Annotated in this window: 19 protein-coding genes; 10 read left to right on the top strand and 9 right to left on the bottom strand. The window is 38.3% G+C overall.

Features of this window, described 5'->3' with window-relative positions; all coding sequences use genetic code 11:
• Positions 1-633: 633 nt before the first annotated feature.
• Entirely contained in the window at positions 634-1,536 is a 903-nt protein-coding gene (locus AC2JBO_RS23390) for a GGDEF domain-containing protein (protein WP_496956033.1), read from the top strand.
• Between the two features lie 175 nt (positions 1,537-1,711).
• Here AC2JBO_RS23390 and AC2JBO_RS23385 read toward each other — a convergent pair whose 3' ends face one another.
• Positions 1,712-2,482 carry a superoxide dismutase gene (locus tag AC2JBO_RS23385; RefSeq protein WP_496956032.1) on the bottom strand — a complete coding sequence of 257 codons (771 nt, stop codon included), beginning with the start codon at positions 2,480-2,482 and terminating at the stop codon, positions 1,712-1,714.
• A 220-nt stretch (positions 2,483-2,702) separates the two neighbouring features.
• On the opposite strand from AC2JBO_RS23385, the gene AC2JBO_RS23380 reads away from it, so the two are divergent.
• Positions 2,703-3,920, top strand: a complete 1,218-nt coding sequence (locus AC2JBO_RS23380; RefSeq protein WP_496956031.1) for a serine hydrolase — start codon at positions 2,703-2,705, stop codon at positions 3,918-3,920.
• Between the two features lie 109 nt (positions 3,921-4,029).
• Here AC2JBO_RS23380 and AC2JBO_RS23375 read toward each other — a convergent pair whose 3' ends face one another.
• Entirely contained in the window at positions 4,030-5,211 is a 1,182-nt protein-coding gene (locus AC2JBO_RS23375; protein WP_496956030.1) for an aldo/keto reductase, read from the bottom strand.
• 508 nt (positions 5,212-5,719) lie between these two features.
• Between AC2JBO_RS23375 and AC2JBO_RS23370 the strand changes: the two genes are divergently transcribed.
• Complete coding sequence (locus AC2JBO_RS23370) at positions 5,720-5,950, top strand: hypothetical protein (RefSeq protein WP_496956029.1); 231 nt, start codon at positions 5,720-5,722, stop codon at positions 5,948-5,950.
• 87 nt (positions 5,951-6,037) lie between these two features.
• Here AC2JBO_RS23370 and rpiA read toward each other — a convergent pair whose 3' ends face one another.
• Positions 6,038-6,745: a ribose-5-phosphate isomerase RpiA gene (gene rpiA, locus AC2JBO_RS23365; protein ID WP_496956028.1), complete on the bottom strand. Its 708-nt coding sequence runs from the start codon at positions 6,743-6,745 to the stop codon at positions 6,038-6,040.
• A 266-nt stretch (positions 6,746-7,011) separates the two neighbouring features.
• On the opposite strand from rpiA, the gene AC2JBO_RS23360 reads away from it, so the two are divergent.
• Together AC2JBO_RS23360 and rocD are read left to right on the top strand one after the other, a co-directional pair.
• Positions 7,012-7,689 (top strand): S-layer homology domain-containing protein, encoded by a 678-nt coding sequence (locus AC2JBO_RS23360; protein WP_496956027.1) that lies wholly within the window; start codon positions 7,012-7,014, stop codon positions 7,687-7,689.
• A gap of 732 nt (positions 7,690-8,421) precedes the next feature.
• Entirely contained in the window at positions 8,422-9,660 is a 1,239-nt protein-coding gene (rocD, locus tag AC2JBO_RS23355; protein ID WP_496956026.1) for an ornithine--oxo-acid transaminase, read from the top strand.
• Between the two features lie 83 nt (positions 9,661-9,743).
• Here the strand turns inward: rocD and AC2JBO_RS23350 are convergent, their stop codons facing one another.
• Positions 9,744-11,261: an NB-ARC domain-containing protein gene (locus AC2JBO_RS23350; RefSeq protein WP_496956025.1), complete on the bottom strand. Its 1,518-nt coding sequence runs from the start codon at positions 11,259-11,261 to the stop codon at positions 9,744-9,746.
• Between the two features lie 662 nt (positions 11,262-11,923).
• Between AC2JBO_RS23350 and AC2JBO_RS23345 the strand changes: the two genes are divergently transcribed.
• The 3 genes from AC2JBO_RS23345 (at position 11,924) to AC2JBO_RS23335 (ending at position 15,417) form a co-directional block, all read left to right on the top strand.
• On the top strand, positions 11,924-14,269 hold the full coding sequence (locus AC2JBO_RS23345) for a helix-turn-helix domain-containing protein (RefSeq protein WP_496956024.1): 2,346 nt from the start codon (positions 11,924-11,926) through the stop codon (positions 14,267-14,269).
• 204 nt (positions 14,270-14,473) lie between these two features.
• The gene (locus AC2JBO_RS23340; RefSeq protein ID WP_496956044.1) at positions 14,474-15,202 is read left to right on the top strand and encodes a restriction endonuclease; all 729 of its coding nucleotides are present in this window, start codon (positions 14,474-14,476) and stop codon (positions 15,200-15,202) included.
• Complete coding sequence (locus AC2JBO_RS23335; protein WP_496956023.1) at positions 15,175-15,417, top strand: WD40 repeat domain-containing protein; 243 nt, start codon at positions 15,175-15,177, stop codon at positions 15,415-15,417. The genes AC2JBO_RS23340 and AC2JBO_RS23335 overlap by 28 nt, the downstream gene beginning before the upstream one ends.
• A gap of 622 nt (positions 15,418-16,039) precedes the next feature.
• Here the strand turns inward: AC2JBO_RS23335 and AC2JBO_RS23330 are convergent.
• Complete coding sequence (locus AC2JBO_RS23330; protein ID WP_496956022.1) at positions 16,040-16,249, bottom strand: hypothetical protein; 210 nt, start codon at positions 16,247-16,249, stop codon at positions 16,040-16,042.
• Between the two features lie 129 nt (positions 16,250-16,378).
• Here AC2JBO_RS23330 and AC2JBO_RS23325 point away from each other — a divergent pair, with 129 nt between their 5' ends.
• Together AC2JBO_RS23325 and AC2JBO_RS23320 are read left to right on the top strand one after the other, a co-directional pair.
• A complete protein-coding gene (locus AC2JBO_RS23325) occupies positions 16,379-16,546 on the top strand; it encodes a hypothetical protein (RefSeq protein ID WP_496956021.1) in 168 nt (55 codons plus the stop codon).
• Positions 16,547-16,707: 161 nt separating this feature from the next.
• Positions 16,708-17,328, top strand: a complete 621-nt coding sequence (locus AC2JBO_RS23320) for a Uma2 family endonuclease (protein WP_496956020.1) — start codon at positions 16,708-16,710, stop codon at positions 17,326-17,328.
• A 455-nt stretch (positions 17,329-17,783) separates the two neighbouring features.
• Here AC2JBO_RS23320 and AC2JBO_RS23315 read toward each other — a convergent pair whose 3' ends face one another.
• The 4 genes from AC2JBO_RS23315 to AC2JBO_RS23300 all read right to left on the bottom strand — a co-directional run bounded on the left by AC2JBO_RS23315 (position 17,784) and on the right by AC2JBO_RS23300 (position 20,250).
• Complete coding sequence (locus AC2JBO_RS23315; protein WP_496956019.1) at positions 17,784-18,362, bottom strand: hypothetical protein; 579 nt, start codon at positions 18,360-18,362, stop codon at positions 17,784-17,786.
• Positions 18,363-18,481: 119 nt separating this feature from the next.
• Positions 18,482-19,498 (bottom strand): M48 family metallopeptidase, encoded by a 1,017-nt coding sequence (locus tag AC2JBO_RS23310; RefSeq protein ID WP_496956018.1) that lies wholly within the window; start codon positions 19,496-19,498, stop codon positions 18,482-18,484.
• Between the two features lie 83 nt (positions 19,499-19,581).
• Positions 19,582-20,025, bottom strand: a complete 444-nt coding sequence (locus tag AC2JBO_RS23305; protein ID WP_496956017.1) for a glycine-rich domain-containing protein — start codon at positions 20,023-20,025, stop codon at positions 19,582-19,584.
• Between the two features lie 21 nt (positions 20,026-20,046).
• Positions 20,047-20,250: a hypothetical protein gene (locus tag AC2JBO_RS23300; protein WP_496956016.1), complete on the bottom strand. Its 204-nt coding sequence runs from the start codon at positions 20,248-20,250 to the stop codon at positions 20,047-20,049.
• Positions 20,251-20,818 lie beyond the last annotated feature (568 nt).

Below are 20,818 nucleotides of genomic sequence, written 5' to 3'. Positions count from 1 at the left end.
TTTAGCGATATAGTTATGCGACTTGAAACAAGGCTAAGTTCATAACTTAGTTCCAAAATCGCCCCCAATTTTTAAAAAAAGTATAGTTATAAAGTTTAAGCTGTCTGTCTTATGATTTTTTTGTTTGATCCGCTTCAGTGATAACCGAATTAAAAAATCTCAATGGCTTGTTATGACAAAACCAATTATAAGCATTTATAGCTGAAACGTTGCATTTTAACAGTAATACATAAATTAAATTAATATTAATTTTGAGTAAATATAGTCCAAATCTCAGTTGTCAGAATTGAGTTTTAATGATAAACAGGCTGCTAATTTTGACATAAACCCTTTTGTAAGTGGCTGGAATGCTTGAAATACAAGGATATTAAGATTTTGGCTGCTAGAGGCAAAAAAGAAGAATATCGGTAATATCAGTAATTTCCACATTCTCATTATACTTAAGTAATATTTAATATTTATGAGTAAAGACAATGTTGTTATGTAACAAAAATGAAATATCTTAACGAAAATTTGAAAAGTACATCCTCAAAACGAGGAAACAGATTCAGTTGAAAGCTGTTTCTAGTTCTGTCCTCCGCTTTGCCATTCATAAATAATCTTTCCAAAGTTTATATCAATTAAGAGTCAAAAATGAATCAAATTATTTCGCCCTCCGAAAAAGGTGTTGCTTACCATAAAACTATTCCCTCAATTCCAAAGCCAAAAGTATCTGACCTACAACAAGCCCAATTAGGCTCATTGCAATATAAGATGTCTCTGACTGGAGAGGGTAGTAAGACGAATTCTAGTTTTGACAATACTTATGAAGTAGAAGTAGAGAGGTTGGTTCAAAGTCTGGACTTGGACAAAGCCATTGCCTCAGATACTCACCAAGCTACGCTCGAATTAGTCAAATTCAGAGCAGCTTTAATAGACTGCAACCGAAAATTAAGACAAGAAATGGCTCAAAAAATCTTACAATTGGAACAAGAAATTGACGACTATAAACGGCAACTAGCCTTTACTATCAAGAAGAATGTAGAATTAACACGGATTTCACAACTAGATGAACTAACTCAAGTTGCCAATCGCCGTCAATTTAACGAAGCTTTAGAGTGGCAATGGCAACAAATGACGAAAATGAGCCAACCGCTGTCGCTAATTTTGTGTGATGTAGATTATTTCAAACGCTATAACGACACCTATGGACATCAAATGGGTGATTTTTGTCTAAAAGAAATCTCCACAACCATAAGCAGTATGCTCAAGCAGAGTGGAGGTTTAGTCGCTCGCTATGGAGGTGAAGAATTTGTGATTTTATTATCTAATACCTGTGCAGATGAAGCAATGGTTTTTGCAGAAAAAGTACGAATGGCAATTGAGCAAAAGCAACTACCTCATCCAACTTCAGATACTTGCGCCTTTGTAACGTTGAGTATGGGAGTAGCTAGTTTTGTTCCCCACACAAAAACGTCTGGGCAAAGTCTATTAGCTCAGGCAGACATAGCCCTTTACAAGGCTAAAAACTCAGGACGCAACCGTGTAAGTAGGTAGACTAAAAAGTGCTGTATCTTTTTACTAATTGGGTTTTCAGATAAGACAATATATGCTTCATAAAACACCTAATAATCTATACTAGAAGCGGCTTTTGCCCGCCGCCCTAGTAGTGCTAATGTTCGTGCCATCAAGGGCTGGCAGTGCGCACCGTACAATTGGGATGTATTTTTAACTAAGCAACCTTACTTGCTTGTTCAAAACGTTTAGTAATCTCGTCCCAGTTGAGGACATTCCACCAAGCTTGTAAATAGTCAGCACGTTTGTTTTGGTATTTAAGGTAGTAAGCGTGTTCCCATACATCATTACCCATAATGGGGTATTTACCTGCACTAATAGGACTATCTTGGTTTGCTGTACTTACAACATCTAACTTACCGTCTTTATTGCGAACTAGCCAAACCCATCCGCTACCAAACCGCTTGCCTCCCTCTTCATTAAATTTCTTTTTAAAGTCGGCAAAGCTGCCAAAATTTTCGGCAATAGCAGCAGCCAAGGCGCCTTTTGGTTCACCACCACCATTAGCTTTCATAATTTCCCAAAACATGGTATGGTTCACGTGACCGCCACCGTTATTACGTACTACATTACGAATATCTGCTGGTACACTATCGAGTTTTTGTAGTATTTGCTCTACAGTTTTACCTTTAAGCTCTGGATGTTTGTCGAGAGCAGCATTTAAGTTATTTACATAAGTAGCATGATGCTTATCGTGATGGAAGCGCATTGTTTCAGCATCGATATGTGGTTCCAAGGCATCATACGCATATGGTAAAGGTGGTAGTCCAATAGTCCCCTTTGGTGCTTCACTTTTTTGCGTTGGAGTCGGCGCCGCAGTTGAAGTATTTTGTCCATCTGGACTATTTTGGGCTAAAGCGCACCCATCTAACGCAAACGCACCAACGCTGGCGCCGAGTAAAACCAAGAAATGGCGACGTACAATCATAACGAGATTATTAGAAGTATTTTCTACCTTTATTCTCTAAGATTCGCGCGATAAATCATCAATTTCGGTAAAAAATATAACCTAACAATTGAGAATTATTTTTTTTTGTATTATAAATCACATCAAGCGTGAAAAAGTTTTGTAGTAGTAAGGACTTCAGTCCTTATCTTATTCTTATATATAAAGCACGCTCAGTGCTTACTACGAGCAAATTAAAATTATGAGTGATTTAACGAGTATAAATTCAATCCCAGTCTACTGGTTAATAGGCGTACTTATAATAATTACTGGCTTAATTCTTGTAATTATCTGGCAACGACAAGCAATACTTAGTATACTTGATATTTTCAACACTTTATCCCAAAGTAAAGAATGGGCATTACAACTCAAAACACCCGAAGATGTCCTCCAATATATAATTGCCCACCCCAATGATGTATCACTAGCCGCGCGTTCCCTAAATTATTCAGAACAAGAAATTTTCTATAATGCCGACATTCCAAGACCTTTAGCTTCAACCATTAAAATTTTAGTATTAGCTGAATACGCACGTCAGGTAGAAAAAGAAATCCTATCACCTAACGAGTTGGTACATCTTGATGATATTGATTTATATTATTTACCTCGTACCGATGGAGATGCTCATCCAAGTGCAATTACTGAATTCAGACAAAAACAATATATAAATCAGCACAATCAAATTGAGTTACAGCATATTCCTAGGGCAATGATTAGACATAGCGATAACGCTGCTACTGATTATTTAATTGTACGTTTAGGACGGAATAATTTAGAAAATCTCGTTTCTGGATTAAATCTTAAAAATCAAGATGCTCCGGCGCCTATCATCGGTCAAATCCTAACCTGGAGTAATCATACATTTACAGATACTCCAGCCGAAAGACTAAGTAAGTATAAAGCATCACAAAGCACTTATATAGAAGAAGTTTATCGCTGGACAGAAGTATGGCGCCATGACGAAGAGTTCCGTACTAAACAAATTAAACATATTACATCGCAACAGTGGCTAAAACTAGAAGAACAGCAAGCAATGGCGGAAGCTTTGAACGGTAAAGGAACAGCTAGCGGTTATGCCCAAATCATGGAACGGATATATCGCGGTTTACTAATTTCTCCAGGCGCCGACAAAATTATGCGTCACTACCTAGAATGGACAATGGAATTACCTTCTAACCAACAAAAACTAGATACATTCGGCGCCAAAAATGGTAGTTTAGCAGGTATTCTTACAGAAGCATGGTATATTAAACCAGCCACAACAACAGATGCGCGCGTTGCAGCATTATTTGTTGAAAACATCCCAGCAGGCGCCTGGTTTAGTATGATACAAAATTATGTCCAGCAAGCTTTCTTATATAAACTTTTGACAGATGACAACTTTTTCAACGCTGTCAGAGAAAAATTATTAGAACTGTAGGGTGTGTGACGCTATAACAATTGACCAACGAAGCGAATAATCCTGTAGCGTCACGCACCAATATGATATATTTATATATCTAATGTTGTGTTCCGTTCCTCCACCCAACCTACAATCGTGACAACCTTTGCACCGCATCCCCACTCAACATTCGATGTGTTTGGGCTAAAACATAAGGAATCTTGTCTGCATGAGGACTTTTAGCTAAACACTCACCCAAATTCAGCTTTTCAACTTTATCAGCATTGGCGCCTGGAAACCAGTCACCACCATTACCAAGTAGGTTATAGCGCATTTTGGCATAATCTATCATGTCATAGGCAACAGCTAAATTCCGTAACCATAAAATGACTGGGATATTCACATTGCCAGGTGTTTGTTCATGAGTTGGTAAATTGACATGCCAAGTTTTCGCCCACTCCTCACCCAGAACAGTAACTGCTTCTTGTTCCAAACGCGCTATAATCGGCGGCAAAATATCGTCAGCTTTATCGAGTAAATCTAATACTTTGAGATGTTCGTCAAAATCACTCGGTCTTGCGGCGCCTAAACTAAGAGTATGCACCTGCGGGTGACTCAAACAAAATAAGTCATTGAAAACCATCGGACTCAAGGGCGCACAAAGTTGCTCTAATTTAGGTGGGGGACTATATAACTTGCCACCTTTATCTGATGGGCTGATAATAAACACTCCCATATCATGACGTGTAGCAGCTTCGATTGCACGCCAGTTATTTTGATTGATATAGTACCAATGTAAATTAACGTAATCAAATTGATCAGTTTCTATCGCTTGTATGATAGTGTCGCAGGCGCCATGAGTTGAAAAGCCAATAAATCTAACTTTGCCTTGCGCTTGGAGTTTGCGCGCGACATCCAAACAGCCACCTGGACGAACACTGTTATTATAGGTTTCAAGGTTATTAATACCGTGAATACTAAGTAAATCTACGTAGTCTAAATTTAAATATTTGAAAGACTTGTTAAAGTCGTGGGCGAAATCTTTGGGGTTTGCGCTGGGTCCGACTTTAGTTTGGATAATTAACTCAGCGCGCGGTAGGGTCGGTAGTACTTTACCTAGCTGCATTTCAGAACTACCGTAACCACGTGCGGTTTCAATATGGTTAATACCAAGCTCAAACGAACGTCGAATCGTCGCTTCGAGATTAGCTTGGTTATCGCGAGGAACCTGCGACTGTGGGACATCTTGCCATTTGAACTGGTATCGCATCCCACCACAGGAGAAAACGGGCATTTGTAACTCAGTTCTTCCGAATCTTCTGTACAGCATCACATCACGTCATTTTTTTAAGCTTCACAGTATATGCTTAATATAACTTTATTATTTGTAACCTAGGGGGTTGAAACTAAAAACTAGTGATGTGCATCTATTAATACTATTGTGATTTTATAATATAAAATGATTCTTGTTTCGGTTAGAATCTATATGTGTTCCTGTAATCCCTCTTTGGGTAGGTTTGTCTTGTCAGGGTATTAAGTAGAAATTTTTTATAGATAGAAAAAAGCAAATAAAATAATGCGCGCGACAGAGACTGATTATTTTAGATTTTTCTGTATCGCTATTTTGTTATGGTTTGCTTTTGAATAGCACTATGTTTCAACTATTTAGTTCCGCGCGTACAGAAATGTTACGGCTATGTTTCATTATGTACAAGTTATTACGGAGTTAAATGTAGCCTGACAAGAAAAATTTACAGTAAGTTATCAGGAAATTAAGGGGTAATCCCTGAAGTAGTTGTTTGTACAAGTAGCAAGTCGATAGATTGTTAGAGGTCAAAATGCGCTCCCACCAAATATCACAGTCTGTAAATCCCTCGGCGCCAGTTCATGGTAAAACTCATACCGAAATCTCAGCATGTCATTATACAGGTTATTTTATAATCGCGATTCCTATAATTGCCCTTTTAAGTATTGTTGGTTATAAAAAGTACAAAATCACTGCCCATCGTAATCGCATCGCTAAATTAGAACGGTTGTGGCACATAAATATTGACGAAAAAACACATTAAGAGTTAAGAGTGCTGAGTGCTGAGTGCTGAGTGTAAAGTTCATACTCTACACCCTGCATTCGGAACTTTGTAGCAGATTTATTTAATTTATAATTGTCTGACGACAGGTTTGTTATCGATAACTTCACCGACCAAGACAATATCAGCGCAGTTAACAAAAATTCCGTTTTCTAATACACCAGGGATATTATTAAGTGTTTTTTCAAGGTTAACTGGGTCTGGGATGTCATCAAACCTGACATCAATAACCATATTGCCTTGGTCGGTGATAACAGGGCCTGCTTTTTTGACACCCATACGAAGTTCTGGTTTACCACCCAATTTTTTAAGTGCATTCATAACAGGAGTCATCGCCATTGGTATGACTTCCACAGGAACAGCGAACGTAGAACCCAATTTATCAACAATTTTACCGCCATCGACAACCACAACAAATTGGTTTGCCAGATAGTCTACAACCTTCTCGCGCGTATGAGCGGCGCCACCACCTTTAATTAAATTTTTCTGCGGGTCAACTTCGTCGGCGCCGTCAATGGCAATATCAATATGGTCAATAGCATCAAGGGTAGTCAGAGGGATACCATATTCTTTTGCCAAAACTTCAGCTTGAAACGAAGTCGGAACCCCGACAATATTCTTTAACTCGCCCGACTTGAGACGTTCACCAATATACTGAATTGCAAACGCCGTAGTTGAACCTGTACCCAATCCAACTATGGTATCAGACTTAACCAAAGCTGCGGCGGCTTTACCAACCTCTTGCTTCATCAACTTCACGGGGTCTGCTGCGGTCATTCCCAAAACTCCTAATAATCGAATCTATATACAATCCATTATCCTACCAATTAAGTGCTGAGTAGAAAGTGCTGAGTATAGTTAGGAGGTAGGGTGCGTGACGCCATAACAATCGTAAATCAAAACTAATGAACTAGTAGCGTCACGCAGCTTACTCATTAAGGAAACACTCTTGAGGAACGAAGTCGGTTTGAGTTGGTCTTACTATTTAGGTAGGATACTTTTAATTTTTTGTATTTTAAATAGCAGTTGAAAGTAAAATAACCATGCGTAAGCTTATTAGTACACTTTCGTTTGTTGCATTACTATTATCACAGCCCCTGTGTGTTAATGCGGAAGTTACAGAAACTCAATCAGTAGCAGCAAAGCCCACAGACCCAGTATCACAAGTAATTGCTGCTAATTTAATGAGTAATTTCTCCGATGGTCAATTTTACCCAGAACGGCTAGTTAGTAGGGCTGAATTAGCATCAATAATGGTAAAAGCGTTTAGACTCAACAAACGTGTTAACCTTCCGAAAGAGAATATAACAGTCGCTGATGTTCCTCCTTCGCATTGGGCTTACAATGATATTCAAACTGTTTTAAAAACCGATATCATGCGTGGGTATCGAAACAACTTATTTTTTCCCAACCAGCGAGTTACACGCGCGGAAGCAATGGCAATATTTGCCCAAGCATATGGAGTATTCCAGTTCCCCGACGAAACAGTAAACGAAATTTTAGCAGCATATCCAGACAAAGCATCAATTCCCCAATGGGCAAAAAGAGCTATTGCCACCGTCATCTCCGAAGGATTTGCCAGTACCGACTCGCAAGGTAATTTATTACCATTGAAACCAATGACGCGCGGAGAAATGGCATATTTACTAAGTCAATATCTACAGCGTCAGCAAAAACTACCCGATACTCCAGAAGCACCAGAGGCGCCACCCGCGCGTTAATTATTAACGTAGGGTGCGTGACTGCTTCGACAAACCTCACTAAAAATAAAAATTAAAGTGCAGTCACGCACCATCATCTGAATTATTAATAGTGCTATGCTTTTTATAATTTTGAGAGACAAGATTTAACAGGCACCAACTTGAGTAGAGCTACTTTAACTAGTTAATTTTCAACGCTAAATAAAAAAATATGTAAAAATAATTATATTCAATTTAAGTGTAAGATTGATATTTATTTTGATTTATAACTACTTACTTGCTTTTTTTGCAGAATATTGTTTTAATTGTCATTAAACCGAGACTATCTTAAAAAAATTGTTACAGTGTTAACTAAATTCTTTGTTGAGGTCTAGATGACTTTTATAAAGGCAACGCAGCATCAGATTAAATCAATGATAACGCAAGTGATGCGTCTCAAGTCGTATGCTCAAATCGAGTGGGCAAGTGGTTTTAGTAGCTTATAGAAATATTGTAAAGACACATATCTTCATAATTACTAGTTTTCCATGCTTGTAAGTGTTTTTACGTGGATTTCCGTAAAATTTACTTTGTATTTAACTGAGATTTCAGTAATAACTCAGTTATCTTAAGCGCGCTATTATGCATCAGTTACGCACAATCATCAATGTTGATGATATTTACCTGGTTTTTACGGTAACGAGGTAAATATTGTGTCGGTTAGACTTGTCTAGAAAAATGTCGAGTAACTTATCAAAATAGAGGCTTTTCATAATGCAAACTACATCTACCAATCCAGCTACTCAAAGTATGAAAACCAATTCAGATTATTACATTGAGTTAGAAAATCAATACGGCGCCAATAATTATCATCCTTTAGACGTGGTAATTACAGAAGGTAAAGGAGTATGGGTTTGGGATACTGAGGGAAAAAGATATTTAGATTGTTTGAGTGCTTATTCAGCTTTAAATCAAGGACATTGCCATCCGAGAATTTTAGAAGCAATGGTAGAACAAGCAAGTAAAGTAACTTTGACATCGCGCGCGTTCCGCAATGACAAACTAGGTTTATTTTATGAAAAACTGTGCCAAATCTCTGGTATGAGTAAAGCACTACCAATGAATTCAGGCGCCGAGGCAGTAGAGACAGCAATCAAAGCCATCCGAAAATGGGCTTATACTGTAAAAGGCGTACCAAAAAATCAAGCAGAAATTATAGTTTGCAGCAATAACTTTTCTGGACGCACTATAAGTCTCATCAGCTTTTCCACTGAAGAACAATATCAAGACGGTTTCTTTCCCTTAACACCAGGATTTAAAATAATACCTTACGGTGACGCAAACGCATTACAAGCAGCAATTACACCAAACACCGCAGCATTTTTAGTTGAACCCATTCAAGGAGAAGGTGGAATTATAGTACCTCCCGATGGTTTCTTAAAACAAGCTGAAACTATTTGTCGTCAAAACAACGTACTGCTGATATTCGATGAAATTCAAACAGGTTTAGGACGCACTGGTAAAATGTTTGCGTTCCAGCATGAAGGAGTACAACCAGATGGTGTCACTGTTGGCAAAGCACTTTCAGGTGGTTTTTATCCTATTTCAGCATTTTTAAGTACCGACGAAGTAATGAACGTCTTCAACCCAGGAGACCACGGTAGTACATTTGGTGGCAACCCACTGGCAGCAGCGATAGGTATAGCAGCACTCGATGTAATTATAGAGGAAGAATTACCCCAACGTGCAGCGCAACTAGGAGAATACTTTATAAGCAAACTCCGCTCAATAAAAAGTCCTCACATCAAAGAAGTACGCGGTAAAGGATTACTTATTGGTGTAGAATTATATGATGAAGCAGGAGGTGCCAGACGTTTTTGTAAAGCACTAGCGAAACTTGGTTTGTTAGCAAAAGAAACGCGCGATAATGTAATTCGCTTTGCCCCACCACTTGTAATTAATCAAGAAGAAATTGATTGGGCATTAGAACAAATTCAAGAAGTAATGTTGTAGCATAGACGTTACATGTTACATGTATAAACGTTACAACATGATGTAGAGACGCGATTAATCGCGTCTCTACAGCGTTTTAAATATTATGAAATTAAACTCAAAATATTTTGGTGCCCATATCCTTGAAACCCTTTATCTTCAAGCAAAGATAAAATTTTTCTTAACTCATTTTCAAAACTCTGACTTCCTAGTTTAAACAATAACTTCTCTTTAACAACTTTAACAATCCGTCTAACCTGTTGCTCAGTAAGTTCTTCATCTGCATTAGCTGTTACAAAACTATGAGTAATAAAAAGCTCTAAACCTTGAATAGATTGACTTTTTATAGTTTGACTAATCTGTCTAAATACTTCTTCAACAAAACGGTTAGTAGTATATTTTAAAATCACAGGCTCCAATGTATAAATTATTGGTATATCGTGTGTATTTTTATTGACCAGCGAACGTCCTCGCATTAGGTAATTTATAGTATGAAAAAGCTGTTCATAAGTTAAAAAATTAGCCTTATCTTCAACCAATTGATGCCATGAAGCTGTATTACGTCTAATCGCAATCCAATAAATAACGTTTCTTTCTAATTCGGATAATTGCCTAAATTGGTTGTCTAAGAATTCAGTAATTACATTATCAACAAACACCGACGTATTTTCAACAAAGTCTGAGACCTCTCCGTCAAATACATTCTGAACCATCTTCGCAACTCTCTTCAGTATCCACGGGTTACTGTAGCGTAAACTAAATTCTTCTAATTTATCAGGTGTACCAGATAAACCTTCAGCAATTAAAATTTCTTTTGCTTCTTCAGGTGTTAAAGAACCCAGTTTTTGTAAACGAACAAAGCGTCCCTCTAAAGATTCGATATTTCTTGGAGTTTCTCGGCTAAGTAATAAGACACAACTTTGATGAGAAGATGAGGCAACTCGTTTTAACAAATCACAGTAATCCTCATAATCTTCGCTATTATCACTGGTTATCTCTTCCCATGCATCCAGCACAAGCATACACTTTTGCTGATTTAAACACTGCATCAATTGTGAAACATTAACTTCACTATTCTGCGCTTTGGATAAAAACTCCACTAATTCTGTCAAAAATTGTTGAAACGGTGGCGCAGATTCCAAAGAACGCCAAATTAGATAATCATATTTATTAGCTATCTTTTCTACCAACTGCCGAGCTAAAGCCCTTTTGCCAATTCCTCCCATTCCATAGATAACTATTAATCGGCAACGTTCTTGCAGCCATTGCTCAAGTTCAGCTAGTTCTTTTGTACGACCATGAAAACTTGAAAGAGGAGGTGCCTCGCTCAAATCTATATTGCTATTAGCTGCATCTTCCACCACATCTTCCCAATCTAAACCTAACATTTGGCAAAAAGCTTTGAAGGTCTCAGCCTCAATACGACGATTAGCTTCCAAGAAGCGTCTCCATGTAGGTTGTGTAGCAACTGCACCCTTAATACCAGTACGCTTTAGAATTTCTGTAGCTTGCTCAAGCCATCTCTTATCATCTCTAATCCAACCCCTGTTTATTCTAGCTTGCTTAATTTTAGTTTTTCCTGATTCGGAAGCTTTTAAAGTCGCGCGCTGTTTAGTATACATACTTTTAAGTGTTTTGAGGATAGGACGGGAGCAATTAGTACATTAAAAATGTATGGTGTGTGACGCTATGAAAAAATTTCAAGGTAATTATTAAGACTTGTAGCGTCACGCACCAACTTCTCGTCGTTTGTTTTCAAGTCATATTCTGGAAATGTTAGTTTGGTGCCTTATTCTGGGGTTTGGTCGAGTTCACGTTGCCCAATTTTTGTGCTGTTGACAAAAGTACCATTTCTACCAAGTTTCTGCCTCGCGTTCAAAATTTTCTATACCCCCTGCTGCCGCTCTAATTTCTAGCTTGGGAATTTTAACGGCTAGGTCAATATTCCAACCTTGGTGTTTTAACCTTGCCAAAACCGCCTTCTTCAAGAATATCAGTAATTTTATACAAGTCTAAAATTACATCTCCAACATTCCACTGGGCAAAGTTTTGGCGCATAGTGTCTCGTTTCCCCATAATGCAAAATAAGACAATCTAAAGTTTTGCTTATAGAGTATCAAAAGTATTAGTCATTTTGTATAGTAAATTTCACTTCTATATTCAACTGTTTAGTTCATAATATTCAACATTTTCAGTTTGTTCGCTGACTTTATCTAAAAGTATAAAATTTTTGCTTCATTTAGGTTAAGCTCACTACAAGGAGTAATGAGAGCGGTGCTAACCGATGGTTACTGAAAAAATATCGGAACTCGTAAGCGTGGCAGATGCTCTGGTCTTTCCTAAAACAGGAAGGTCTTTGACTGATGTGCAAAAAAGCATCCTGGAGCAAGTTTTACAAGGAAAAAAGCTTAGAGATATTCATATTACTGGGTATTCTGACAGCACAGTACAGCGGGTTTTTTGTCCAAAACTTTGGGAATTATTATCAGAAGCAACGGAGCGAAAAGTCCGCATTAATACTGTGATGCTTGTGCTTGAAAAAATACTGAGTGAGCCGATTAGAAGTGACGCTAGCGAAATTACTCCAGTTCAATCACCTACTTCGGCGCCTCCCATTAAAAGTTTACGTCACAACCTGCCTGCTCCCAGTTGCACTAATTTTATTGGTCGAGAAGAGGAAATAGCTAGACTTTTGGAGTTGCTTTCAACCCGACATGCAGCACATTTGGTTAGCGTTGATGGTATTGGAGGTGTAGGTAAAACTACTCTTGTTGTGGAAGCTGCTTATCGCTGTTTACATGCTAGTTACAACAACGAAGCTTTTTTAGGTGTTCCTACCTTTGATATCATTATATTTACTTCAGCCAAGCGATATTATCTTACCCCATTTGGTTTTTTGCCTAGTTTGGCGCCGCGCAAAACTCTACTAGATATTTTTCAACAGATAGCGCGCGTGTTAGGTTTAGAGATTACAGGTATAAGCTTTGAAGAGCAATTAGATTTAATTAAAGATGCTCTTTCTTGCCAACGCACCCTGCTTATTGTAGATAATTTGGAAACGGTGGAAAATCAGCAGGATGTTCTAGCGTTTTTGTATGAGTTACCACCAACAGTTAAAGCTGTAATTACCACGCGCGAGCAAATTATTTTTGTTCCTGTGCGGTTAACATCGATGCCAGAAGAAGATGGTCTTTGTTTAATTAAGCACGAGGCAAAAGAAAAAGGTGTATCTCTTAGCACCCATGATTCTCAAGCATTATATAAAATGACAGGGGGTATTCCAGTTGCTATAAGCTATGCAATTGGACAGTTAGCAAATGGCTATCCTATTCAAGAAGTGTTGTCTGGGGTGTCTAAATCTACAGGAGATGTCGCGCGCTTTTGCTTTGAAACTTCAGTGAAACCACTCGAAGGACAAACAGCCCACAAGTTATTAATGGCACTTGCACTATTTCCTATACCCGCTTTACAAGATGCCCTCGTGCAAGTTGCGGCGCCTAACACTGAAAATAATACAATAAATAATGACTTAGCGCGGTTACGAGGACTGTCTTTAGTTAGACAAGAGAATAATCGCTATAGTATGTTGCCATTAACTCGCGAATATGCATTGGGTGAACTTAGCGCGCGTCCAGAATTTGAAGCAGAAGCAAGAGAAAGATGGATAGGTTGGTATTTGAGCTTTTCTGAAAGGTTTGCAAAACAAGATGCTAAAGAATGGCAAAGTGAATTTGATGGTTTAGACGAATGGCTTTCTTTGCAAGCCGTGATTGAGTGGTGTATGGTAAAGGGTCGATACATGGAGATGTTAAAGCTTTGGCAAAACATAGAAGCATACACTCATATAATGGGCAGACGCGAAAGCCGTTTACAATACTGGGACGACCGCATTACCTGGACAGCATGGTTAATTCAAGTAGCAGAACAACGTGGAGATTGGGCAGTTGCTGCAAAGGTAATGGTTGACCGTGCTTGGACTCTCACCTCAATGGGTAAGCCAAAACAGTTAGAAGAAGCTTCGGAACTATTTACAAAAGCTTGGGAACTTCGTCACCATCAAGAACCATTATTTATATTGAGTTTAGCTAAAGATATAGGAGTTTTACACATTCAACAGCAACGATTTGAAGAGGCAGAAACTTGGTTTAGTCAAGCAATGGAGTTATTTGAGCATATACAATTAGATGAAAACCAACGACTACGGCAATTAGTACAAATACGCTATTATCAAGGCGAAATTCTCTACAAAAATAAAAAATACGAGCAAGCATTGACTAGCTTTCAAGAAGCATTAGAACACGCACAATTATTAGACTGGCGCCGCGCGATATATTGTACACAAAATTGGTTAGCCGAAATCGCCATTAAACAAGGGCGCCTCAACGAAGCAGAACTATTCTTAACAGAAGGACTGCGTGTAGCTGAGGCAAATCAAGATAAAAGTCGCACAGCATTTTGTCAACGCTCATTATCTAATTTAGCAAAAGCACGAAATCATTTAGCAGAAGCTCGTGATTGGGGAATTAAAGCATTAGATAATTTTGAAAAATTAGGAATGCTACCAGAAGCAGAAGAAACACAAATTTTACTTCAAGAACTAGATTATAGTAAACACATAGAGACATCATGAATCACGTCTCTAGCAAATATAAGTTGATTATAGTATACTTTTACATATAAGTTTAACTTCTTACCCTAGAGCAAAAGTGAAGTTATGAAAAAACCAAATGTATTTATAAGTTACACGACAGCAGACGAAATAGTAGCACAAATACTGATGGAAGCACTTTGTTCTAGAGGGCTTAATGTTTCGCTTTTATAACTTCATGCTGGTATAAATTGGATTGAATTTAACCGTACTACGGTATCAGCAAATGCCTACTTGATATTGTTGCTGTCTAAATCAACAGGTTTTTGCTGTAACCATGACATTGAAGTTGCCCTTAAAGAATTGCAAATCCGAGACATTACTCTTATACCCGTACTATTAGATGATTGTGATATTCCATCGTCACTTGCTGCTTACCAGCATTTCGATTTAAGAAACCCAGTCGAGCAAAACCTGGAGAGATTTGTTAATGCACTTAGAACTACTCCAGAAATTGACTTTGATAAATTATCTTCACAAATATTTGAACAACTCGTAGTGGAACTTCTTCAAAAACTTGGCTTTATTAAATTGCATTTCCAGAAAAAAGATAATCGTATTAATGCCATCGTCGAATTCCGTCACAAAGACCCGTTTGGCGCCGAAGCTCGTGATGTATATGCTCTTGAAACTAAATTATATCGAGAGTCACGTGCAGATTTACGAAGTCTCAGAGAACTAGCTCTTCATGCCAAAAGTAACCCAAATATTGATAAAGCGCTCTTAGTTACAGACGGAAATCTTACATCTGTTGCTCTTGATTGGGTTAACGATGCACCAAAAGTTACAGGAATACCTATTCGTGTAGTTGATGGGACTGAGTTAAAACGACTTCTTCTAAAAAATGCTGATTTGGTATCTAAGTATTTTGTAACTGTACCGCCAAGGTGTGGGACACCAAAGGCAACTTGCTAGCTGACCTCAAAGGACATCAGGGAGTAGTCTACAGTGCAAAATTTAGCCCAGATGGGCAGCGTATTGTCACTTCATCAGTGGACGGTATCGCCAAGGTGTGGCGGGTTGATAATTTGGATGGGTTGCTGTCGCGGGGTTGCGATTGGCTGCAAGATTATTTTGTCACCCATCCAGAAGCGCGCGAAAATTTGCGAGTATGCAAAGCTAAGGGATAGGTAATGATGATAATAATAAAGACGCGATATATCGTTACTTAGTATCTCCTAACGAGAGCGCAGTCGCAATAAAAAAGGGAAGAATTTTTAGCCCTTCCCTTAATTTGCTTACAAATCAAAAATCAAGTTATATCATGTCCGGTTGATTACCCCTAATTCCCGACAATGTAGAGACGCGAAATTTCGAGTCTCTACAAGGATTTTATTATGGTTACATTCCCGGACATGATATTAAGCGTTTCATTTAGTAGTTGCCTAGCTTGGTATATCTTCCATAAAGCCTCAGTACATGATATCTCTTCAGCTTTAAGCCCTTTTTCGTTGAATAACTGATCTAGGTCATAATATTTTGGGCGTAACTCTATCAAGCGCGCGAGTATAGCGCTCTTCTATTACTCTCGCTAAATAAAAATTAAAACCCTTGTTTTTCCGTACTTTGTTAAAAATCAGAATTTTTAGCCTCGACGTGGAAACAAGGTTTAGAATCAAGGCTTTAAGGCGGATTCGAGGTTAGCATATTATTTTTCTCTCGCTAGAGACATAAAAGAGCGATAGCCAACTGTATTGCGTTCGGGTTATGTTCATTGTCTACAAACTTAAGAGTTTCAAGTAAACTCATTTTTTAACTTTGAACCATAAACGCTTGCTCATCGCGCGGGATACCCCATGTAACTACTTTTGCCTCTGGTAAGTACTCAACTAGAGAATTTACCCAATTGAGCTTACTACCGGGACTACCCATAGGAGGAATACCGTAGAGCTTCGCAAGTGTTTGTAACTCTAGGATGTTGCCCGCAAGGTAGCGAGAACGCTCAAACGTCACGTTATGCATATAATTAAATTGTCTTGGTACTGTGTACTAGATATAGGTAGGGGATAGCCTGAGAACTTTATCCCTACCTATTTAAATGAAAGCCTATGCACTCGTACCTATTCAAGCTTTGTATACAAAACTTTACAAATGACATTACCTAAAAAAGATGAACCGTTGGTACAAACTATTTCAATTCGAGTAACACAATCGCAGTATGACGCGATAAAATCGATTCCTGATTACCGACAGAAGTTGCGCGCGCTTATTCAGCAGTGGCTAGAAAATTTAAATTCTACTGGGCAAGATGAAAGTTAGGTACTTTTATTTCTAACTCTTTCCCAATTAAGTAAGCTTGTAATTCTAGTGAGTTATCCTAGGGTATTTATAATTTAAGGCTTAAATTTTTATATATAATAACTATGGTAGCCAAGCAAAAAATGCTTGATTCTCACTCAATAAAATAAGAAAGAAATTTTATGGCACAAACCTTACCTGAACTAAAACTATACACGTTCGATGAATTTATCGAATGGTATCCCAACGACGGAAAACGATACGAACTATATGATGGAGTAATTGTTGAAATGCCCCCACCAACTGGCGACCATGAAGATGTTTTAGGATTTTTAATTGAAGAAATAGCAAGCGAATTTAAACAATTTAACTTACCCTACCGCATTCCTAAAACTGCGTTAGTTAAGCCACCATCAGCTAAATCAGCTTTTATACCTGATGTAATGGTAGTCAACCGCGATAACCTTAAAAATGAACCTTTATGGCAAAAGCAATCCACTCTTATTTATCCTGAATCCGTACCATTAGTTGTTGAGGTTGTTTCAACAAATTGGCAGGACGATTATTATAAAAAATTTGCTGACTATGAAGACATGGGCATCCTTGAATACTGGATTACAGATTATAAAGCATTCGGCGGACGTAAATTTATCGGTAATCCTAAAATACCTACAATTTTTGTGTGTGAATTGGTAGATGGAGAGTACCAAATGACACCATTTACGGGTAATAACCGCATTGTATCTCCTACTTTTCCACAGCTAAATTTAACTGCTCAACAGGTTTTTGAGTCGGTAGATTAAAAATAAGTAAGGGAAAAATATTATGAGGTATTTGTTTGCTCCGCGCGCTCTGATTAAGCTTACAATAGAAATGCATACAACCACAACAAAACAGCTCAAAATAATAATATCTTTGCCCCTCTCCGACACGGAGCTACCGTGTACACACAAGTCTCTTTTTCTTCTCTTTACTTCTCTTCCTTTGTGCCCTTTGTGTCTTTGTGGTTCATCAAAAGGAAAAACCACATAATCCGAAGGATTTCCCGCAGGGTAGACACGAAGGACACAAACAGAGGAAAATAAGGTGTTTATTCAAGATGTGTGTACACTGTAGCCGACACGGAGAGGGGTTGGGGAGAGGTTCATCGAACTTACGTAAAGTGCTTCAAACAATTTAGCTAGCCACAGAAACCATCAAACCGAACGGTCGCCGTCTTTTGAACTACCAAAAAACGGCTTTTCAATACCACAGCTAATTAAAACGGTTGGTCAACCACGTCTTGGTTGGCGCCTTTAACATTTGCGAGTGCCTGCTTTGCTATATCTCGCCAGTCGCTGTCTTCACTATATTTAGTCAAAATTAACTGTCCACCAATAAACACGCGCGCAAATAACACCTTATCATCGTCTCCTGGTTGAGGCGAAATTGTGAGCAGGTTTGATAGTTGGTTAGGGGATAAACACGCGACTGCCGCTAAAATACCCTTACAAAATTGTGTGTCTGAGCCACATTCTAGCAAATACGGCATATCACCTTGAATGGTAATCAGAAGCTTAGAAACTTCTTTATTACGGCGCGTACATTTCTCAAAGGTTAGTGCGCGTAGGTATCCAGTTAGGGCATTTGCTTGAACAGGAACTGGTTCACCGTTTTGAAGTGTATACCAAAGTGAACCATGTTGGCGGTTACAGTAAATCTTCATCCCGCCTGGGTTATCGTTATGTAACCCTAACTTAGGCTTAGTCAAAGCACCCAGTATGTTCATCAGCAAGGCGTTTTGTTCGCGGAGTAGAGCAATAGTGTGGTCAGTTTCTCTTGAGCTAAGGCTTTGCATTTATTTTTCCCTTTTTCTTTTATGATGCCCAAGTAAGTGCTTGGGCTTTCAGGGAATTACAAATTAAAAAATTACTCAAAATACTCTTGTGGAGTGGGCATCGCAAGCCCTGTCCAGGTTTAGGCAGGTGGGACTTGTCGTTGCGAACCAAACCGAGAATTAATTCGCAAAGATTCTCCATCTTTGGAAACATCGTAAGTCAAAGGTTGAGGATTGAGACGCAAACGAGTTTCACCTTCAGCAACTAAAGCTGGCGCCGGATATTTAGTCATGAGTTCTTTAATCGCATTAAGTCTATCAGGAAAAGATGGATGACTACTATCTTCTGTATCATAGTAAGGTAAACGTGACATCAAATTTAGCACACGCAAGGCGCCTTCTGGACTATACCCCGCGCGCACCATATACATATAACCAAATTTATCAGCTTCATATTCTTGCTGACGACTAAGTTTTTTAATTTGACTGTACAATTCTGGTTCTTTTTCAGCTATAATTTGCTCTTTTAGTTGTTCAATCTTCTTAGAATCTGGTTTACCTTCGCAATTAAGAGCCACATATTCTGGAAATGCTGATAAAGAAGGTTTTTTAGCGGTATTTTGACTTGGACACAAGGATTTACCACGACGCTTGGTACTTCTTGCTGTCTCAAATTTCTTTGTTTCCGTTGCAATTATATTTTGAACTTTTGCGTCAACTTCTGCCTGCAACTGTTTCGTTAACTTCGCAGCAAAAGCAGTGTATGAATACATATGTTTTTGTGTATGGTGAGCAATTTCGTGCCCAAGGATAAAAGCTATTGCAGCTTCATCACCATCTACTTTATCTAGCAATCCTTTCAGAAGTACGATTTGGTTAACATCTTTAGCAGAAGCGTTATCATCATATTCATTATCTACTTTCAGGCGCCACGGGTTATCATCAAGTCCGTTTGCGCGAATAATCTTTTCTGCTATTGGATAAATTGGCTTTTCATCTTCAATATCTACTGAATTAGATTTAGATGGAGTTTGAGTTGCAGTTGGTGCTGGCTCGGCGCCGTATACAATATCTCGGTATGAAACTAAAGAAAGAAAAGCTGCTGTAACACCCAGAGTTTGACAAAGTAATTTTCGAGCAATTCGAGATGAAATCATAATAAACCTCAATTTGGTATTGCACAGATTAGTAAACAATTATTGGTGCTGAGTGGCAGTAATAAAACACTGCCAACAACACATTATGTAAAGCTCAAAAGTAATTCACAGCAAGCAGGTATTGAACTACCCATCGTATCTTGCCTAAAGTTTCGCTTGAACAATAAGTGAGTCTGAGCAAAAGTCAGTAACCAATCTTGTCGTTCTTCCGCTCTAACTCCCACTTCGGGAACATGTACAAGCTTCGTATCAAAGAGATTAATACAGTCTTTTTCAAACTGCTCAGTATTTGCAATGTGAGCATGTAGTACTACATCTATCTCCTCATTCGGAACCATCTTTTTATGTGGATACTTGCTGATTAAGTATAGAAATAACCCATATTGCTCTATTGCAAGAATAGCTTGGGATAAGGTAAACTCCCTACCTTCATTAGAACTGATTAGTCTCAAAAATATCGCTTGCCAATCAATAAACTTAAGCTTATTGAGAAAAGTTTGGTCTGTAATATACTGCCAATTCTTCATAAGTTTCTTGTTCTAAAGCTCTTAGCGAGAAATACGAGGTTGCTTTGGATAACTAAACAACTTGAATAAATTAGACGTTTTTCGAGGTTGCTTATTTGATGTAACCAATACTGAATTAGTTTTAGTTACTTGTTTTGCCAACGTTGATGGTGGATTATGCATTTCCATAACTACAGTTGATAATGTCAGAGCAATAGTAATTTTTAGTGTTTTGATAGATAGCATGACTTTTTCTCCTTATTTACGTTAAGTGAAAAATATTCATCCCACTTAAACTATAATTTTGTGTTCAATATGGCTCGTAACTGTTATAGAAATAACGATTTATCTACAGCGGAAAACCTTGTGGTCTTTCTACAATAAATGTACCGAAAGCCTACAAACACTACAAGCCACAGTTTTGGCTCACAAGAAAGTTCAGTCATTGGCTCACTAAAAAGCTCAGTTATATTTAAAGACTCGCGCAACAGCGGCGCCGTCTGAATATAGATGCACCCAGAGCGCGTGAAGTTATGAGAAATGAGCTTTAAACGTAATGTATTAATTGGAGTCCATATTTAATGTAGTCAGTAGCTTCTAATATGTATTCTTTAGCTATACTCAGTATTTATGCAGGTTCACTTATAATTTTGATTTCTCTTACAAAATCCCACATACAACCAGCTTTGTTAATCTAACATTAGCCCGCGAAGGCGGGCTTCGTTCGTATAGCCCCACCCTTGAGGATACTGCTGGCGAATAGTAGGTCTGACCCCTCAGCATCACGATTTTACGTCCTGAACCGCGAATGTAG

The sequence above is a fragment of the Calothrix sp. CBUCES-K 9914 genome (genome assembly GCF_059640475.1).
Note: the sequence above shows the minus strand (reverse complement) of the source record. Positions and strands in the feature narration are given on the sequence as shown.

Excerpts from the sequence above, each read along its gene's own strand:
- AC2JBO_RS23385 (WP_496956032.1), bottom strand. The coding sequence starts at position 2,482 with ATGATTGTACGTCGCCATTTCTTGGTTTTACTCGGCGCCAGCGTTGGT.
- AC2JBO_RS23330 (WP_496956022.1), bottom strand. The coding sequence starts at position 16,249 with ATGCATAACGTGACGTTTGAGCGTTCTCGCTACCTTGCGGGCAACATC.
- AC2JBO_RS23370 (WP_496956029.1), top strand. The coding sequence starts at position 5,720 with ATGCGCTCCCACCAAATATCACAGTCTGTAAATCCCTCGGCGCCAGTT.
- AC2JBO_RS23345 (WP_496956024.1), top strand. The coding sequence starts at position 11,924 with ATGGTTACTGAAAAAATATCGGAACTCGTAAGCGTGGCAGATGCTCTG.
- AC2JBO_RS23350 (WP_496956025.1), bottom strand. The coding sequence starts at position 11,261 with ATGTATACTAAACAGCGCGCGACTTTAAAAGCTTCCGAATCAGGAAAA.
- AC2JBO_RS23300 (WP_496956016.1), bottom strand. The coding sequence starts at position 20,250 with ATGCTATCTATCAAAACACTAAAAATTACTATTGCTCTGACATTATCA.
- AC2JBO_RS23390 (WP_496956033.1), top strand. The coding sequence starts at position 634 with ATGAATCAAATTATTTCGCCCTCCGAAAAAGGTGTTGCTTACCATAAA.
- AC2JBO_RS23310 (WP_496956018.1), bottom strand. The coding sequence starts at position 19,498 with ATGATTTCATCTCGAATTGCTCGAAAATTACTTTGTCAAACTCTGGGT.
- rocD (WP_496956026.1), top strand. The coding sequence starts at position 8,422 with ATGCAAACTACATCTACCAATCCAGCTACTCAAAGTATGAAAACCAAT.
- AC2JBO_RS23325 (WP_496956021.1), top strand. The coding sequence starts at position 16,379 with ATGACATTACCTAAAAAAGATGAACCGTTGGTACAAACTATTTCAATT.
- AC2JBO_RS23360 (WP_496956027.1), top strand. The coding sequence starts at position 7,012 with ATGCGTAAGCTTATTAGTACACTTTCGTTTGTTGCATTACTATTATCA.
- AC2JBO_RS23320 (WP_496956020.1), top strand. The coding sequence starts at position 16,708 with ATGGCACAAACCTTACCTGAACTAAAACTATACACGTTCGATGAATTT.
- rpiA (WP_496956028.1), bottom strand. The coding sequence starts at position 6,745 with ATGACCGCAGCAGACCCCGTGAAGTTGATGAAGCAAGAGGTTGGTAAA.
- AC2JBO_RS23315 (WP_496956019.1), bottom strand. The coding sequence starts at position 18,362 with ATGCAAAGCCTTAGCTCAAGAGAAACTGACCACACTATTGCTCTACTC.
- AC2JBO_RS23305 (WP_496956017.1), bottom strand. The coding sequence starts at position 20,025 with ATGAAGAATTGGCAGTATATTACAGACCAAACTTTTCTCAATAAGCTT.
- AC2JBO_RS23380 (WP_496956031.1), top strand. The coding sequence starts at position 2,703 with ATGAGTGATTTAACGAGTATAAATTCAATCCCAGTCTACTGGTTAATA.
- AC2JBO_RS23375 (WP_496956030.1), bottom strand. The coding sequence starts at position 5,211 with ATGCTGTACAGAAGATTCGGAAGAACTGAGTTACAAATGCCCGTTTTC.